This is a genomic window from Paraburkholderia sp. MM5384-R2 (genome assembly GCF_014201025.1).
Classification (GTDB): Bacteria; Pseudomonadota; Gammaproteobacteria; order Burkholderiales; family Burkholderiaceae; genus Paraburkholderia; species Paraburkholderia tuberum.
In genome coordinates, this window is the sequence record NZ_JACHDI010000002.1 from 277600 (window position 1) to 292553 (window position 14954).

General features: G+C 61.4%; 21 protein-coding genes. 12 read left to right on the forward strand and 9 right to left on the reverse strand.

Features of this window, described 5'->3' with window-relative positions; translation table 11 throughout:
* Positions 1-359 precede the first annotated feature (359 nt).
* Both HDG37_RS05185 and HDG37_RS05190 read right to left on the reverse strand, forming a co-directional pair.
* Complete coding sequence (locus tag HDG37_RS05185) at positions 360-1682, reverse strand: PIN domain-containing protein (protein ID WP_184044964.1); 1323 nt, start codon at positions 1680-1682, stop codon at positions 360-362.
* Positions 1683-1764: 82 nt separating this feature from the next.
* Positions 1765-2121, reverse strand: coding sequence for a helix-turn-helix domain-containing protein (locus HDG37_RS05190; RefSeq protein WP_184044967.1), 357 nt, complete (start codon positions 2119-2121; stop codon positions 1765-1767).
* A gap of 275 nt (positions 2122-2396) precedes the next feature.
* On the opposite strand from HDG37_RS05190, the gene HDG37_RS05195 reads away from it, so the two are divergent.
* The 8 genes from HDG37_RS05195 (at position 2397) to HDG37_RS05230 (ending at position 6486) form a co-directional block, all read left to right on the forward strand.
* Positions 2397-3212, forward strand: coding sequence for a hypothetical protein (locus HDG37_RS05195; RefSeq protein WP_184044969.1), 816 nt, complete (start codon positions 2397-2399; stop codon positions 3210-3212).
* A gap of 60 nt (positions 3213-3272) precedes the next feature.
* The gene (locus HDG37_RS05200; protein ID WP_184044971.1) at positions 3273-3521 is read left to right on the forward strand and encodes a hypothetical protein; all 249 of its coding nucleotides are present in this window, start codon (positions 3273-3275) and stop codon (positions 3519-3521) included.
* A 44-nt stretch (positions 3522-3565) separates the two neighbouring features.
* Positions 3566-4108: a hypothetical protein gene (locus HDG37_RS05205; protein ID WP_184044973.1), complete on the forward strand. Its 543-nt coding sequence runs from the start codon at positions 3566-3568 to the stop codon at positions 4106-4108.
* Positions 4071-4448: a hypothetical protein gene (locus HDG37_RS05210; protein WP_184044975.1), complete on the forward strand. Its 378-nt coding sequence runs from the start codon at positions 4071-4073 to the stop codon at positions 4446-4448. The genes HDG37_RS05205 and HDG37_RS05210 overlap by 38 nt, the downstream gene beginning before the upstream one ends.
* An 82-nt stretch (positions 4449-4530) precedes the next feature.
* The gene (locus tag HDG37_RS05215; protein ID WP_184044977.1) at positions 4531-4677 is read left to right on the forward strand and encodes a hypothetical protein; all 147 of its coding nucleotides are present in this window, start codon (positions 4531-4533) and stop codon (positions 4675-4677) included.
* Complete coding sequence (locus HDG37_RS05220; protein ID WP_184044978.1) at positions 4674-4868, forward strand: hypothetical protein; 195 nt, start codon at positions 4674-4676, stop codon at positions 4866-4868. Before HDG37_RS05215 ends, HDG37_RS05220 begins: the two co-directional genes overlap by 4 nt.
* Before the next feature lie 186 nt (positions 4869-5054).
* Complete coding sequence (locus tag HDG37_RS05225) at positions 5055-5477, forward strand: hypothetical protein (protein ID WP_184044980.1); 423 nt, start codon at positions 5055-5057, stop codon at positions 5475-5477.
* 34 nt (positions 5478-5511) lie between these two features.
* On the forward strand, positions 5512-6486 hold the full coding sequence (locus tag HDG37_RS05230) for a cyclopropane-fatty-acyl-phospholipid synthase family protein (protein ID WP_260332756.1): 975 nt from the start codon (positions 5512-5514) through the stop codon (positions 6484-6486).
* 12 nt (positions 6487-6498) lie between these two features.
* Here HDG37_RS05230 and HDG37_RS05235 read toward each other — a convergent pair whose 3' ends face one another.
* From HDG37_RS05235 to HDG37_RS05265, 7 genes are read right to left on the reverse strand one after another with little or no spacing between them, the layout of a single operon-like run.
* Complete coding sequence (locus HDG37_RS05235) at positions 6499-6849, reverse strand: phage tail assembly chaperone (RefSeq protein WP_184044982.1); 351 nt, start codon at positions 6847-6849, stop codon at positions 6499-6501.
* The gene (locus tag HDG37_RS05240; protein WP_184044984.1) at positions 6846-7244 is read right to left on the reverse strand and encodes a tail fiber assembly protein; all 399 of its coding nucleotides are present in this window, start codon (positions 7242-7244) and stop codon (positions 6846-6848) included. Before HDG37_RS05240 ends, HDG37_RS05235 begins: the two co-directional genes overlap by 4 nt.
* Entirely contained in the window at positions 7244-8209 is a 966-nt protein-coding gene (locus HDG37_RS05245) for a hypothetical protein (RefSeq protein ID WP_184044986.1), read from the reverse strand. Before HDG37_RS05245 ends, HDG37_RS05240 begins: the two co-directional genes overlap by 1 nt.
* A gap of 5 nt (positions 8210-8214) precedes the next feature.
* The gene (locus tag HDG37_RS05250; RefSeq protein WP_184044988.1) at positions 8215-11538 is read right to left on the reverse strand and encodes a host specificity protein J; all 3324 of its coding nucleotides are present in this window, start codon (positions 11536-11538) and stop codon (positions 8215-8217) included.
* Positions 11539-11541: 3 nt separating this feature from the next.
* Positions 11542-12105, reverse strand: coding sequence for a tail assembly protein (locus HDG37_RS05255; protein ID WP_184044989.1), 564 nt, complete (start codon positions 12103-12105; stop codon positions 11542-11544).
* 2 nt (positions 12106-12107) lie between these two features.
* Positions 12108-12863 (reverse strand): C40 family peptidase, encoded by a 756-nt coding sequence (locus HDG37_RS05260; RefSeq protein WP_184044991.1) that lies wholly within the window; start codon positions 12861-12863, stop codon positions 12108-12110.
* Between the two features lie 6 nt (positions 12864-12869).
* Positions 12870-13505, reverse strand: a complete 636-nt coding sequence (locus HDG37_RS05265; RefSeq protein WP_311541072.1) for a phage minor tail protein L — start codon at positions 13503-13505, stop codon at positions 12870-12872.
* Between HDG37_RS05265 and HDG37_RS39050 the strand changes: the two genes are divergently transcribed.
* From HDG37_RS39050 to HDG37_RS05285, 4 genes are read left to right on the forward strand one after another with little or no spacing between them, the layout of a single operon-like run.
* The gene (locus tag HDG37_RS39050) at positions 13398-13877 is read left to right on the forward strand and encodes a hypothetical protein (protein WP_260332778.1); all 480 of its coding nucleotides are present in this window, start codon (positions 13398-13400) and stop codon (positions 13875-13877) included. The two genes, HDG37_RS05265 and HDG37_RS39050, sit on opposite strands and share 108 nt — an antisense overlap.
* Before the next feature lie 4 nt (positions 13878-13881).
* Positions 13882-14139, forward strand: a complete 258-nt coding sequence (locus HDG37_RS05275; RefSeq protein WP_184044997.1) for a hypothetical protein — start codon at positions 13882-13884, stop codon at positions 14137-14139.
* Positions 14136-14651, forward strand: a complete 516-nt coding sequence (locus tag HDG37_RS05280; RefSeq protein ID WP_184044999.1) for a hypothetical protein — start codon at positions 14136-14138, stop codon at positions 14649-14651. The genes HDG37_RS05275 and HDG37_RS05280 overlap by 4 nt, the downstream gene beginning before the upstream one ends.
* A complete protein-coding gene (locus HDG37_RS05285) occupies positions 14648-14881 on the forward strand; it encodes a hypothetical protein (RefSeq protein ID WP_184045001.1) in 234 nt (77 codons plus the stop codon). The genes HDG37_RS05280 and HDG37_RS05285 overlap by 4 nt, the downstream gene beginning before the upstream one ends.
* Positions 14882-14954 lie beyond the last annotated feature (73 nt).

Here is a 14954-nt window from a genome sequence, read left to right on the forward strand (position 1 = left end):
CTCGTCGAGCCGGCCGCGTCGGTCAGAATTCGACCCATTGCCGTCGTTCGCGTCGTTAGGGGCGCAACGGCAGGTTGAATCCGCCATGGCGAGCAGCCGCTCGGTACGACGACTTACTCTAACCTTTCAGCCGTTCTTAAACCGGCCCCCAATTAAACCGAGCGGCAGGATCCCAAAGACCCTCTGGGTTGTCTGATTACGTGATCACACATTTGATGTCGCAACGGTAACAGAATTAATGCGGTCTACGGCACTGGCGGGTCGTCGCGCGCGCGCCTATGCTTCAACAAGTCTATTTCGCCCAAAGAACAGAAAGGAAAACGTGATGGCGACGTGGCTGAATGGGGTGATGCTTACCCTCAGGCAGGAACGAAGTCAATTTCATCGATCGTTGCGTGCGTAAGTCTTCCAGAACGCGAGAATGTCGCACTCCAGCGAATCACGATCGTGTCCTTCGAGTCTTTGGGAACTTGCTTCCATTCTCCGCCAGGGAACAAATCCATAAGGCCCGTGGGCGCGAGTTGCTTCTGTAGAACCGCCGTCGTTCGCAGGGGTACTGTCTCCGTCGTCGAAGACTGCGGCACCTTTACGTTTCTCGACATGAGCGATGCGAGCTGCCATTTCGACGCTTCTAGGGACGGGTTTGGCGCTGGAACCCAGTACCGGAACGCGGACTCCACCACGTAATTTGATTCGAAATGGACGCGAGATCCGTCTTTCGACACAAGCCGCGCGTTCGAAAGTTCTTGCCTCACCAATACGTACTCGAAGCCCAGAGGTGCCTGACGCAGTCGCTCACCGTGCTGAGCCATGATCTTGTCGTACAGTTGTTCTCTTTTCCATAGCGATCGTCGCTGGTCCTGGTTGTCCCAGGGATAGAACAGCTGCTGCGCGAGTCGCTCGATGAGGGCCTGAGTGCCTTCGTCGATGTTCGCGACGCGCAACTGAATCTCGTCGTCCAACGCTTTGAGATCGTCCACGACACGTGCCCTATTCGTCGGAATATTGCGAGATTCGATATAACTCCTCACAAGACCATCGTTGGAGACAAGAACCGCCGTATCGCCCCCAACAAGGTCCGAGGTCATTTGGATAAAAGTCTCGCAAAGAACCGCGTCTCGGAATCCCTTCTCAGTAGCGCCGCGCTGAAACGGCGCCTCACGAAAGCAAGACCGACGAATGACTTCGGCCCAATCAACATCCGTAATACTGCAGGGCACTACTTCCAGACCTTGCGCCGCAAGTTCTTCTTCAATCCGCGCCGCGATCCGCTCATCGACGGCTTGCTGCGTGATCCCCCATCGTTGCCCAAACAGACTCTCCGCCTTAATCACATGTGAACTGATATCGCGATACTCATTTCGCATCTGGAATTCGCGCTCGCTGCGCACAACGTCAGGAATCACCCACCGGATCCGCAGGTCGCCGTGATTCGAATGTCGAGCTATCAAATTCTTCGCAGCTTGACTGATGATCGCGTCAAACCCCTTATGGAAGATGGCGTTCGTGTCGAACACTACACTTAGAACTTTATGCCTGCGTGGTCTGCCTCGAGCCGCCATTTCACTTCCCGCTTTAGGTTGATCGGAGGTGATTTTAGGAGCATTTTCGCAGCCTGTAATGCTTAGCCGTGCGTTCAGGGCGCATTTTTCGATTTGGCCGGAGCAGTCCTCGGCGGTCAACACTTTCGCCAAGCGAACCAATGCGCGCACCACGTCGCGCCCCGACGACTGGCAGACCGACAGTCTGCAATCGCCGCTGGCGTCATCCGGTCTTGGTGCAGTGCTCGATAAATGTTTCGATCAGCCGTGATAGCAGCCTACGGTCGCGCGGCTTCAGACCGACGAACGTGGCCGACCTTGCATCGGGCCACGAGCCCGCGATGCGCTGGTATTCGCTGCTGTTCTCGCCAAAGACGAGCGCAACCGGATCGGCGCCGAGTTCGGCTGCGATGCGCAGCAGGTGATCGGCGCGCAGCATCTGCGTCTCACCCGATTCGAGTTTGCTGATGGCGGTCGGCGTAACACCGACTGCGCGCGCAAGGGCGGACTGGGAGATTTCGCGACGCTCTCGGGCGGCCGCGATCCGCGCGCCGATAGTCGGTCCTGATTCATAACGCATATTATTTTCCGTTGGTTACAAAATCGGGTGTAGACAGGATTATTAATCTGCGCTCTTATGTTTCGTGAAGTCCAGGCTTTAACTTCGCGACACGCAAATTATGCCTGAAGTTACCGTGACCCAAATACTGAGAAGGAGCGAGTGTAGTCATGCCAACTACTGCTCTTTATATGCCCACTGATATACCTCGCCTCAGGACGTCTGGACCGGCCGCGGCGAACCCACAGAAGCCCGCCATCCGCCGCGTCAAATGGACAGCTGACGAGCGACGACTTGTGATCGAGCGCGCCCAGCAGCTGCTGGCCGAAACACCGCGCATGCCGAAGCACATTGCGGCGCGCCGCGCCCAGCAGGAAATGCTCGAACCCAACCGGTGGCGGAAGTTCAAGCAGCATAAGAACGTCGAGAAGCTGCTTCCCGCGACCGTTACTAATGCAACTATCGAAGACCCGCCGCGTCGTTATCCTCGCGCGATAGAGCCTGCCCCGCCACTTCGGGAAAAACCGGTTGCAGACGGATCGTCAGCGGACTATGTGCCGCCGGTGTCCACCGAAACGGCGGAAGCTGGAGCACAGCCCGTGGCCAACCGGTCGCCGACAGTCGATCCGTCGATCGTGCGCGCGGTCGCCGAGCACGTTATCCCGATGCTCGCGACAACCGTCGATGAATGCCTGCGGCAGCTGGTCGGCGCGGTCACTATCGCGTTCCAGAATCACGCGATACAGCCGGGCACAGCATCCGCCCATGTCGCGCATCCGAAGGTCGCACCGCCGACGCGTACGCGCCTTCCCCGCGTGTGTGTGGTCGGTCTGATCAACCAGCAGGGACAGGACGTGGCGGCCGCATTCGATGGCGCCATCGACTTCGTGTTCGTGAAGGCGCAGAGAACTGGCGGCGGCGGCCACGGCGGCGCGGGCATGCTGACGAAGGGGTCGAGCGCCGATGTCGTGCTGGCGATGACCGACTTTATTGGCCACGATGTCGAGGCTTCAGCGAAGCATCTGCATGTGCCTTTCGAGCGCGTGAAAGGCAGCGTGTCAGCGCTCACGCGCTGGTTGACCGAATGGCTGGCCACAGGCGTGCGGCACTGAACGCGATGCGCAGCGCCAGCGGTATCCATTACTAACCCCAATACACGAGCGAGAACGGATATGAGCGATCCAAAATACGGGCGAGAATCGCGGGCATTCCTGGCCGCGACCGGCGCAGCCTCTGTCGTCACCGTCGTGATTGGCGGGGTCCACGGTCATGGCATGGCTAGCGTAGGGCGCAATGGCGCAGTCGATCCAAAGGTGGTCAGCACGCTGCTCCGGCAGCTTGCAGGCCAGTTCGATAGCGCGACTACTGCGGATCAGTTCTTCGACATCACGATTACGCCCCTCGGCGACATCCAGCCATGAACGCGACGCGGGCATCCTATGCCTTCAATCGTCTGAGCCCGGACATGGTTGCAGTCGCTGACCTGAACCAGCCCGGTCACAGGAGCGTGACCAACGATATCGAAAACGTGATCGCCGATCTGGTGCGCGTGGGCGCGCTGCTGTCGGGCGACCGCGTAATCTATCGCGACTCGGACGGCGTATGGGATCAGGTCATCATCGACGATGCCTGCCGCTTCGAACGCTTCGAATCCATCGGGGCATCGAGCGCGGTCGAGGCAGTCGTGCGCCTGATCGCGCAGGAGCATCCGATCACGCCCGCCTCCGACGACGACCTGCTCGCACGCGGCTACCTCGCGCCGGTGCGCCGCTTCGATAACGGCCGTATCGCCTGTCTGATGGAAGTGAACCCGTGGCTGTATGCGATCTGCACGGACCTGTTCGAGGGCGGACATGACAATGCTTTTTATTACCGCGATCGTGAAAGCGCTACCAATGCGCTACTCGCATGGGATGGCACAGGCGAGCCGTCAGACTGGTGGCGTCATCCGCAGAGCGGGCGGCGGCGTCATGACGGCGATCCGTCGCGCGAGTACTACCAGCCGTAGTCACCCCGGCCGATCAGACATGAAAGCCATCCCGATTGATCCGTTCGAACGGACCGTAAGCGAAGTCCAGACCGATGGCTCGCTCGAGAGTATCTACGCGCTGATGGATTGCCAGTATGTCGAGCCTGTCCGGCCGCACGATGCGCACGGCGATTATCTGCTGCTGGACGAGAACGGCAAGTACCGCAAGCCGCAGAAATATTTTCTCTGCGCGCTGTGGCCGTACGATGCCTTGGCTGGCAAGGCGCTATGGATCGGCAGCGCGGGCGCGGAATTCGGCGATGCGCAGATGACGCGCAGGCAGGTTGCCGGTCACATCGTCTGGCAGCAGTCGGGGTGAGGAATGGGATATGAAAGGTGAGGATATGGATGCACGGATGCGCCGCGCCGTTCTCGACTCATATGAGACCAGCGTGCAGCTGATGGAAACGATCGCCGCCTGCGAAGCGGTCGATGTCACGGTGAATTGCGCGATGCTGCGCCGGCTACTTGAGGAACACGCGATCCTGTGCGGTTTCGCGCTGGGCAGACGATCGGTTGGCGACGTTGCAGCAGGGTGGTGGAAATGAAGATAGTGAAGTCCGACAGCGAACTCGAACGCTATGCGCTTGCCGCGCATATCGCGCTGATGCACATCGAACTGATCGCGCGACACGGCGGGAACGTGGCCGCGCTTGCTGCTATCGAGAAGATCGCGCGCGATACACAGGCCTGCGCACCACGTCGGGATTCGCTGCAAAGAAAAATCAGGTGTGGGTAATCGGTCAAGTCCGGTTAAAGCCGGTATCGACTCCTGTGCGATAACAACAACTCGCCCTTAATGCTGCGCACAGGTGACGCTCGCTATCAGTGCGGGCGTTTATTCTTTTGACAGGGCATAACTGCAATGAAACATGGAGACGATAACGACGAACCGCGTGGGCTCTGGCTGAATACGGTGTATCTGATGAAACTGACCGGCTGGAATCAGGCGCAGGTCGCCGAACTCATGTGGGCCTACACCGCGAAGGATGTCAGCGTGCTACAACTCAAACATGCGCTGGCGACGATGATCAGCCGGCGACAGCATAAGTGGAATTATTCCGGTGCGCTCGCGGCATTGTTCGGGCTGCCCCTGCCCGTTCTCGTCGGTGAAGACCTGCGCACCTATTCGCTCGGCAAGCTGCAGCGGCAATTCGGCTTCAGTCGCGCTGGAGTGCTGCGGCATGCCGAAGCGGAGGCGAAGAAAGATGCGCGCTGGCGGGCGGCGGTACGCGAGGACGTGATCGGCTATTTTCATGAACTCAGTCATGCAATGCTGAACCCGGACGCGCAAAAAGTGTCGTGCCTGCACGATGATCCTGCTCATCACAAGAACACTCTCACCTAGGCGCTTACCCGACCATCCATCAGGAACCCATAGCATGCGAACAGTCAGAAGCGCGCTGGCAGGTATCATCAATGGAGCGAAGACTATCCCGATACTCGGCGCGGCTCAACTGGCGCTTTACGAGCGCTACTGGCGAAAGCGTACCGCGCGCGAGTGGTCGGCGCGGTATGTCGGCGCACAGCTTGTCGTCGACGGAAGCGGTTCACCTGAACCCACGTTGCATCATCCCACCTCGCAGTTCTGCACTGCATCGCAATGCGTCGAAGAACGCTATCGTTACTGGTGCCGGGAAATGAAGTCCCCCGCTCGCCTTGCCCGTAAACAGTGGGAGTTTGTCTATACGCTCGAAGCGCTCGCGCAGAGCGGTATGCTTGTACCGGGCAAGCATGGTCTGGGCTTCGGCTGTGGTGGCGAGCCGTTATCGGCGGTTATGGCAAAGCATGGTGCGACCATCGTCGCGACCGACCTTTACACGGCGGAAGCTATCGAGAAAGGCTGGGCGACAACACAGCAGCATGCGTCAACGCTTGCAGCACTGAATAGCTATGGTATCTGCGATGCGCGACGATTCACGCGACTTGTCTCGTTTGAGTTTGCTGACATGAACGCGATTCCGGCGAAGTTTGCCGATGCGTTCGATTTCGTCTGGTCATGCTGTGCGTTCGAACACCTCGGCTCGATCCGCCACGGTCTGGACTTCGTAAGGAACGCCGCGCGCTGCCTGAAGCCGGGCGGGGTGGCCGTCCACACGACCGAGTTCAATCTGTCGTCGAACGATGCCACGCTCGAAGACCCCGGCTGCGTGATCTTTCGCAAACGGGATATGGAATTGCTACACAGTGAACTGGAAGCAGACGGATACCATGTTGCGCCGTTCAATTTCAATCCCGGCAGCAAACCGATAGATCGTCACATTGACGCGCCACCGTACGCCGCTTCGCCGCATCTGAAGCTCAGGCTCAAAGGTTACGTTGCAACTTCATTCGGATTGGTCATCCACAAGCCGTAAGCGTCGCGTTCGTTATGGCGATGGCGGCAGCGGCCAACCGATATGCAGCGGATAACCGGCCTGCTGCGGCACCGCGTCGAGCGCATCGCGGTAGGCCTGCCAGTCATCGAACGTCTGGCCGAGCGCCGTACGCCGCGCAATGGCTTCGTCGGCCTGGATGGTGAGCGAGGTCTGCATGGTCTGCGCTTCCCGTTTAGCCGTCCACGGCGGCGGTTCGTAAGTCTGCGTCAGATCGGGGGGCGGTGGCGTACTCCCGTCCGCTAGCGGCAGTTGCGGTGCCGCTGGCGTCGCGGGTCCCGATGCGTCGGGTTCGGGCATCACCGGTACGGGCAGCGGACCGGCCGGGGTCGTGGGGTCACTCATTGCGCGGTTCCTTCTGGCAGCTGCGGCCACGTGATATCAGCCGGGAAACCGGCCTGCTGCGGCACGTCACGCAGGGCCTGCCGGTAGGCGACATACTTTTCACGTAATGCGGCGGGCACGTCAACACCCTGCGACCAGTCGCACTGCTTTAGCAGGTGATCACGACGCATGCGCGCATTGCGTTCTGCATAGGCGCTTTCGTAGTCCGGCCACCGGGCTATCAGTGCCTTGACGTCCGGTTCCCTGGCCGCAGTCGATTTCCATTGCAGGATGAACGGTTCTTCTTTCTGGTTGCCCGCGGCATCGAGCGGATGACCCGCGAGAAAGTCCCGGCCGTGTACCAGACCCGGAATCTCGCTGGTAATGATGAAAATAAGCTGGTCACAGGTGATCATCAATTGTTCCTCAGATAGACGGCACGCACCTGAATTGCACTGTTGTATTGCGATGTCGCTATACCGACCATGACCCACGGTGAGCCAAGCTGCATGAGGCCATCCATCCCGGGGACGACGCCGCCGATGTCGATAACGTCGCTGTTATGTGGACAATTCGCATAACGGTCAGCCTTGTTCCCTATCTGATCGACACCCGCGAGCGCATCCGACAGATACTGGTTGCGCCACGGCAGCCACATATTGCAGTCCGGGTTGATGAAGCCACCATTAGTCGGGAATTGCAGTACCGCGCCATTTGTGAAGCGGAACAGGATCAGGTTGTAGTCGTTATTGATGATTTCCATCCCGCCGCCGCCCGCTGTGCCGCGCATAAACATGACGGTGCCATCGGCACTGTACATGCCGTATTCCCCGCCTGCGCCCGCCTGGCGGAAATTGACGCGCCCCCACAGAGTTGCGCCACCGCTATTGACGGTCAGTGTGCTACGGCAGCTTACCGTGCCGTTGTTGTTGACCTGAAAATTCCAGTTCGTGAGCAGGTTATCGACAAAGCCGATCCCCGATGGATTGCCGCCCGGCTCGCCGTATGAATTGATATAGCCGAAGTTGGCGGTGGCCGCTGCGTTCTGCCAGTAGAGCGGAACCCCGCGCATGAACAGACTGCCGCTCATAAAGTCGCCGCGCCGGTCAACCTTGTTGGCCGCCGTGTCGTACACGAGTTGCCGTATATCGGCGAGCGGATCGTGCAGCGGCCCGATATCAACCCAGGCATCATTAACGTTATTACGACGGCGCAGGCGGTTTGCGCTCGTATCGCCCCACCACATGCCCGGAAACGTCTGCGCCGGTTCGGTCGGGCCTGCATTGTCGCCAATCAGCGCCAGTATGATTGCATTGAGCTGGACCCGCATGTCGAGCCCGGACGGATGCGCGGGAACCTGATAGCTCGCTACCTGTGCCATGTCATCTACTCCGCTGTATAGCCGCCGATGGCCGCGCGCTGCGCGACCAGCGCGGGCGTTGCCTGACCCGTCAGCTTCGCGTAACCGAGTCCCGCGAGGTCTGCGTGTTCGTATCCATAGCCGCGCGCGATCCAGTCGCACGTTCTCGGGATGAATGCGCCGGCCGCGTTCTGGAAGACGATCGCAAAGCCGTGCGTTGACTGCGCAAAGACCGTCCACCAGTCACCGGTTTCCAGTCCCTGCGCGATGATGCTGATCGCGGGCGTACTCTTGAACGGGACTGTGAAGTTGATCACCGTGACGCCTGCCGGGATCGGTACGTTGTTCTGTGACTCCATCCGGTCAGGCACATCGACCGAGGCCGACAGTTCGGTGATGCCGATACCCCATGTGGTGTCCTGCGTATGCAGCACCAGCGCGAACTCGGCCGCGCGGAAGGTCAGGTCCGCCACGACCAGCCGCGTCCACGGCGACCAGTCTTCCGCCGTCGCAGTCGCCGGATTCACGTTCGTGATGCGCACCACCACCTGACCGCCACCTTCCTCGACCTTCACGCCGTCCACGTCGAGCCGCGCGTCCCAGTCGGGCCACGTATCCACGCTATCGAACAGGCTATAAACCGAGCCCTCGAGCGTCGTTGTTACCCGGCACGTATAGACCCGGCCCATGTCCAGCGCGGGAACCGGCGCGAAGTAATAGCCTGCCTCGGTCGAGACCGCAAAGTCGTCCTCGCCCTGCTCGATATGCAGCACGCCATAGCGCACCACCGTATTGACGCGCTCACCCGCAAAGCCCGGATGCTGGTCCATCACGGCGACTACATTGAAGTCGCGCAGCGGCCCGGTCGTGCTGATGACGTAGGCGGAATTGTTCGAGTACCGCCCCGACGAATTGACGAACTTCGCGAGATACGCACCTTTCATCAGCGGCGCGAAGCCATTGCTCTGCGCGCCGGCGAAGCGCGCAATCTCGCGGGCTTCCTCCCACGTCACCGCCGTGGACATACGGTTCGAATAGCGGATAACGACCAGACCGCCGACGATCACATCGAGGTTTTCAGCCGCGCGCCAGCGCAGATTGGCGGAATCGTCCAGCACATCAAGCTGGAATTCCCGCACATCCTCGGGCGGCCGGTTCAGCGCCACGATCTCGACCGTGATCGTGGCCCACGTACTGACGCGGCCCAGCGAATTGATCGCCTGTACGCTGAACGACCACATGCCGGTGCGGGTCGGCTCGATGTCGACCGACGACATGAACGACTCGGCCCACGCGGGCGCATCGCCCGGCGCGGTCCAGTTCACCACAAAGCGGGTCGCACCGAGCGGCGCGAGCCATGAGAACGTGGCGCGCGCACCGACGACGACCGGACTGATCTGGAACAGACTTTCGGTGACACGCAGTTCGGTACATGGCCCGACGAAGAACGGGTTCATGATGCCGGTGGGCAGCGGCGCAAGCTGCAGGCCGTGCTCGATCGCCGCGAACTTGTCGGTCCGGTAGGCAACGCCCTGCAGTTCAACGTTGCCGTCCTCGTCCTCGGCGCAGGAGATGCAGCGCCACGTCTCATTGAGCGCGTCACCCGCAGAGATAGCCCATACGGCATTACGCTGCGGCGTCTGCCGGAACACTTCGGTGATCGTCACGCTGTCACTGGTGCCCATCGGCGTGATGATCGACGAACTCTGGACGGTGCCGTCCGGCAGCATCACACTGAGCCCGTATGCGAGCCCCGGCCGGAATTCATACGGTGCGTCAAGCTGTACCCAGTTCGCCGCGGCCGCCGTGATCCGCCCGCCTGCGCGGTTGCCGGCACGAACCGGATCGGTCGTCAGGAAGTGATGACCCGGCCGCACGAAAGCGCCCTGCAATCCCGTGCTGAAGACGACCGTCTCGCCCAGCCACTGTTCAGTCAGCAGTATCCATCGCCCGACGCGATGCGCCTGTCCGCGCGAGGTACAGCCCAGCGCATTGACCGAGGTCTCGCGGATGCCCCAGCGCCGCACCGCGTCCTGATCCTCAACATACTCGATTTCCTGCTGGTACTGGTTCGCAGGATTGCACCACGTCACCAGCGCGACCGTCGAGCGCTGGTTCAGCGGCGTGCCGCGATAGGTAAAGCGGCCATCCACGACATTCGCGGGCGTGTACGCATAGAGCGGATTACCCGGCATATCCGCCATGAACGTCATCGCCCCGGCGTTCCACATGATCAGGCCATTGAAGATCGCCGCGAACTGCTGTAGCAGGCTGATCGCATCCTCACGCGTCTGGATGTACACGTTGCAGGTGTAGCGCGGCTCGACACCACCAAGGCCGTCCGGGACCATCTCGTCGCAGTAGCGCGCGATCGTGTACAGGTTCCACTTGTCGCACAGATGCGCGGGTATCCAGTTCCCCAGTCCGCCGCGCTCGTCGGTCACAAGGTCATAGAGAACCCATGCCGGGTTATCGGTCCATGCGATCTGGAACGTGCCATCCCACACGCCGTAGTATTCGCGCGTCACCGGGTTGTAGTTCGTCGGCACCTGAATCCGCCGCATCTTCACGTCGAACGCGAGCTTCGGAATCGAGCGGAACGACCCGGCATCGACCTGCACGCCGCAGATCGCCGAGTGGGGATAGATGAGATTGCTGTTCACAATCTCGGTCATCGTCTCCCACTGGAACGCGTCAACGAGGTAGACGGTCGTCGAATCGTTCGTGCCGCGACCGACGCGGATGTCGTACTGGTTGGGTCCCGCTCCCCAGCGTGCCGACAGGTTGATCAGGTAGGAGCGCTGGTAGCGGCTGGTGGTCTTGCCTTCGACCGTATCGAGGATCATGCGGTGGAAGCCGCCGCCGTTGACCTGCACCTCGATCCACACATCGACCGACGCGCCCCGCACGTCACCGGTTCCGGTATCGGTCGATGACAGCGTGGCAAACCCGACCGTCACGCGCACCGCATCGATGTTGGGATTGATGACCGTACGCGTGACCGGCGCAAGCTGCCGCACCGTCACACCGACTGACGATTCCGTTTCAACCGACGAGAACCCCGGTATCGGGGCCTGCCACGGCAGACCGTTGCGCCACTCGACCGCCGCGCCCGTGAAGTTCCATGAGCCGTCCGGGTTCTGTAGCGGCGTGTCCTCGATGTAGATGCCCTGTGCGCCGCCGACGATGCCCTCGATCTCGCCTTCGCAGATCAGGTTCATCACGCGCGCGTACTGGGTCGAGCGCAGCGAGTCGGGCGACTCCTGCGGCGAGCGCTGGCTGCTGCCGCCACCGCCCTTGCCGCCGCCGAGACCACCAGCGCCGGCAACGGGGACAGGCAGATCACGCATGGCTCAGATCACGCGTTCATTGTTCGACGAAAAGCCCACGGCGATGACCTGCGAGCCGACCCGCATGCGCCCGTAACCGCGCGGCACCGGCCCGCCCTGACCCATCGTGTTGACCGCGCCATCAAAGGCGAGACTGGGCTGGTTGTCGGCCGCTTCCGGCGTGGCCGCCGCCGCGGCGCGCGGTGCGAGCAGTTCCGCGAGGCCCGACAGCGCCATCGATGCGCCGAAGCCGATCACGGCTGCCGTCAGCGCGCCCGGTGGAAAGACGAGGCCGATCGCCGCAATGAAGATACCGCCGAGAATCTTGCCGAATGCGCCCGCGCCCTCGACTAGCGGAACGACCTTCAGGACGCCCGATGACTGCGGATAGTCGATGTCATGTTCGTCGTAATCCTGATACGGACCGCGCACAAGAAACGACTGAGTACCGTTCTCGCTGAAGTACTCGCGCAGACCCGCGATCTGCAACATCAGCGCGTGCAGCGCTTCTTTCGGACTGCACACGTCGAGCGTGTAGCGCTTGCCGAAGTTGCGCCGCAATGCGCCGTAAAAGACGACCGTCAGCATGGTTACCCCCCTTCCATCAGACTGCGGTGCCGCAGGATCGCGCGCGCCCGCTTCTGGTAGAACTCGCCCAGCAGTTCACGGCGGGACAGTTCATCGATCAGGTGGTGGATCATGAAGTTCTCGCCGGTATAGATGCCCGCATGGTTGTCGCGCGGTGCGCGGATGCGGAACAGGATCAGGTCGTGAGGTCTGAGCTTGCGCAGCGCCTCGGTATCGAGCGCGCCCTCATGCACCGATACGAACCCTTCCCTCGCGAAGTTCTCACGATACATATCCGGCAGGTCGAAGTTCTCCCACCAGCCCCATACGCGCGGATAGTCGGCGAGCGTGATGCCAAGGCGCGTGGCGTAGTAGTCGCGCACGATGGCGTAGCAGTCATGCACCCCATGCACGAAGTTGCGGCCTTCAAGCGGTGCCACGAACGGAACCGGATCATTGATCGTGAATGCGCCGGTCGGGTAATTCACGATGATCCACGGCAGGCCGGTGCGCGCCATGCCCGCGCGATCAGCGTCCGTCGGCGTTGCCGGTGTATAGACGTGCGAGTGAGCATAGGCAACAAGCTCGCCCTGATCCTCTGCATTCGCGGCGTCTTGCGGATCGAGCCGGAACACATCGCGCCCGTCTGCCTGGTTGCGGCAGGGGACATACAGCAACGAGCCATCGGATTTTTTTACGACAACACCGCAACTTTCGCGCGGTGCCCCGGCATTTGCGTGCACCTGAATGAGCGGCAACACTGAAGAGAAGTCGAGCATCGCGCATCACCTGTACTGGCTCGCGCCGGGAAAGCCGCCGAACGGCAGCCAGCCATACGCGCCGAAGCGCATCCTGCACGACGACAGGCGCTTGCCGCAGACATCATTGGACAGATCGACAACCTGGATATCGTTGATGTCAGCCACCGGTGGCCCGCCGTAGCCGCAGCCGTCGCCCCGGTAGCGCCACGGACAGGTATTGCGGATCACCTGACGGCGCGGTAACTGCACGCCCTCGACGTCCATCCTCGTTGCAAGCTCGAACTCGACGACCTCGAAGTCCTCGCGGGTCTTCTGGTTCACGTAATAGATTTCGTCACCGAACGATTCGTTGGGATCTGCGGCCGGATTGCCGCCCACGAAGTTCACCGCATCGAGAAACCGCGCGAGGGTTCGCTTGCGCACTACGCGTGCGCCTACCAGATCGCCATAGATGCGACACATGGCCGAGATGACGCCGACCACATTGCTGGCGGTGAGTACCGGGCGGGGTATACGCCCGAGGAACTGGACTTCGATCCGGGACCGCGCAACATGGGAACGGTTGACGAAGTACCGCGCGTGCTGCCTTCCGCATCGCGTACCGACAGCGTGAAGCAGAACCTGAAGAAGAACGCCGCAGCCCGGCCGGTCGCGCTCGATGACGTGCTGCGCCAGATTCACGACGCGTCGAACGCGGATGAACTGACGGCGGCCGGTGAACTGGCTGGCAGGCTGCGCACCGATCGCGACAAGGAGATTGCGCGCACCGCCTATGCCGACCGGCTGAATGCAGCACGCGCAGCCGCGCATCAGGCCGCGAAGAAAAGCGACGACGAGGCGGGCGCACCGGCTGCGACCGAGCCGCCGCCGATGATGTCATTCGCGCGGGTAATGGACGCATTGCAGGCGGCGACGACGACCGACGCGCTCGACGTGGCGGCCGACCTGATCCGCAGCGTACCCGAAGCAGGCCAGCGCGACGAACTTCAGGAGCATTACGTCGCAAGGCGCAAGGACATGGAAGGAGCATGAAGTCATGGAGAACATCAGTATCGGGGACGGCTGGCAGGACTTCGCGGCCAACTTGATCCCGCTCGATGCGTCGCCCGGTCAGTACACCGACATGCGGATCGCCTTCTATGCGGGCGCGGTGCTGATACTGGAAACGACCGCGAAGGTCGCCGAACTGGACGCAGCGGCCGGCATCGTGCTGCTGGAGCGTCTGCACGAAGAAAAACGCGCGTTCCTGCGTGAGATGAAACAGCGCCGGCAGGTACAGCGAGGAACGCCATGATGAACTTCGACAACCACGAAGTGAGGCTGGAGCACATCAACACGAGGATGGAACAGCACGGCGACGATGAAGTCCTCGCGCTCGATCTGAAGATCTGTTTCGATCTGGCGAACCGGTCGCTCGACCAGTTATCGCCGACGCTGCGCCGCTCGCTGTACGACCCCGACGACACGGGCGACATGCTCGACCCGGACAGCACCCCGCGCCTTCGCAATCCGCAGCTGGGCACGCTCAGATGGCCCGGCCGCTATGCGCCCGTGCTGTTCGTGTTTCACGATGGCGACGGCGAGGACGACGATCTGCGCTTTACCGATGCGAAGCTCGACCGGATCACGTTTGAGGCGAAGGACGGCGGCACCTGCAGCTATACCACGCGCATTCAGGTCTATCCCGAAGACAGCAGCGTGACCGCGCGCATCGTCGATCTGCTGCACCGGCCGGATACGCGCGGCACGCTTGAAGCATCGGACGAAGCGCTCAACGGCAATAGCAACGGCGATGGGGACGAATGATGTCATCGCGCAGCAGGAAGGCACGCGCGAAGCCGGCGCCGGCCGCGCCGCCAGCCGATGATGAAACGACGCTCGACGCGTTCCAGCCGGACTACGGCGCGACGTGCGAAGTCTGCGGCGCCTCGCCGTGCGTGACCGGCATCAGGGATGGCTGCGTCGTGTATCAGTCCGGGATGTGCGGCGTCTGCACGTTCGGTACGGCGGACGCGCTCGATCCGGCAGACTGGTAGCCGACGCGCTACGCTTGCAAGCCAGCCAGGACGCTCGTTCTGGATCGGGTCTGCGACGAGAAATGAGGTATAA

Excerpts from the sequence above, each read along its gene's own strand:
- HDG37_RS05190 (WP_184044967.1), bottom strand. The coding sequence starts at position 2,121 with ATGCGTTATGAATCAGGACCGACTATCGGCGCGCGGATCGCGGCCGCC.
- HDG37_RS05200 (WP_184044971.1), top strand. The coding sequence starts at position 3,273 with ATGAGCGATCCAAAATACGGGCGAGAATCGCGGGCATTCCTGGCCGCG.
- HDG37_RS05205 (WP_184044973.1), top strand. The coding sequence starts at position 3,566 with ATGGTTGCAGTCGCTGACCTGAACCAGCCCGGTCACAGGAGCGTGACC.
- HDG37_RS05210 (WP_184044975.1), top strand. The coding sequence starts at position 4,071 with ATGACGGCGATCCGTCGCGCGAGTACTACCAGCCGTAGTCACCCCGGC.
- HDG37_RS05215 (WP_184044977.1), top strand. The coding sequence starts at position 4,531 with ATGGAAACGATCGCCGCCTGCGAAGCGGTCGATGTCACGGTGAATTGC.
- HDG37_RS05220 (WP_184044978.1), top strand. The coding sequence starts at position 4,674 with ATGAAGATAGTGAAGTCCGACAGCGAACTCGAACGCTATGCGCTTGCC.
- HDG37_RS05225 (WP_184044980.1), top strand. The coding sequence starts at position 5,055 with ATGAAACTGACCGGCTGGAATCAGGCGCAGGTCGCCGAACTCATGTGG.
- HDG37_RS05230 (WP_260332756.1), top strand. The coding sequence starts at position 5,512 with ATGCGAACAGTCAGAAGCGCGCTGGCAGGTATCATCAATGGAGCGAAG.
- HDG37_RS05235 (WP_184044982.1), bottom strand. The coding sequence starts at position 6,849 with ATGAGTGACCCCACGACCCCGGCCGGTCCGCTGCCCGTACCGGTGATG.
- HDG37_RS05240 (WP_184044984.1), bottom strand. The coding sequence starts at position 7,244 with ATGATCACCTGTGACCAGCTTATTTTCATCATTACCAGCGAGATTCCG.
- HDG37_RS05245 (WP_184044986.1), bottom strand. The coding sequence starts at position 8,209 with ATGGCACAGGTAGCGAGCTATCAGGTTCCCGCGCATCCGTCCGGGCTC.
- HDG37_RS05250 (WP_184044988.1), bottom strand. The coding sequence starts at position 11,538 with ATGCGTGATCTGCCTGTCCCCGTTGCCGGCGCTGGTGGTCTCGGCGGC.
- HDG37_RS05255 (WP_184044989.1), bottom strand. The coding sequence starts at position 12,105 with ATGCTGACGGTCGTCTTTTACGGCGCATTGCGGCGCAACTTCGGCAAG.
- HDG37_RS05260 (WP_184044991.1), bottom strand. The coding sequence starts at position 12,863 with ATGCTCGACTTCTCTTCAGTGTTGCCGCTCATTCAGGTGCACGCAAAT.
- HDG37_RS39050 (WP_260332778.1), top strand. The coding sequence starts at position 13,398 with ATGGGAACGGTTGACGAAGTACCGCGCGTGCTGCCTTCCGCATCGCGT.
- HDG37_RS05275 (WP_184044997.1), top strand. The coding sequence starts at position 13,882 with ATGGAGAACATCAGTATCGGGGACGGCTGGCAGGACTTCGCGGCCAAC.
- HDG37_RS05280 (WP_184044999.1), top strand. The coding sequence starts at position 14,136 with ATGATGAACTTCGACAACCACGAAGTGAGGCTGGAGCACATCAACACG.
- HDG37_RS05285 (WP_184045001.1), top strand. The coding sequence starts at position 14,648 with ATGATGTCATCGCGCAGCAGGAAGGCACGCGCGAAGCCGGCGCCGGCC.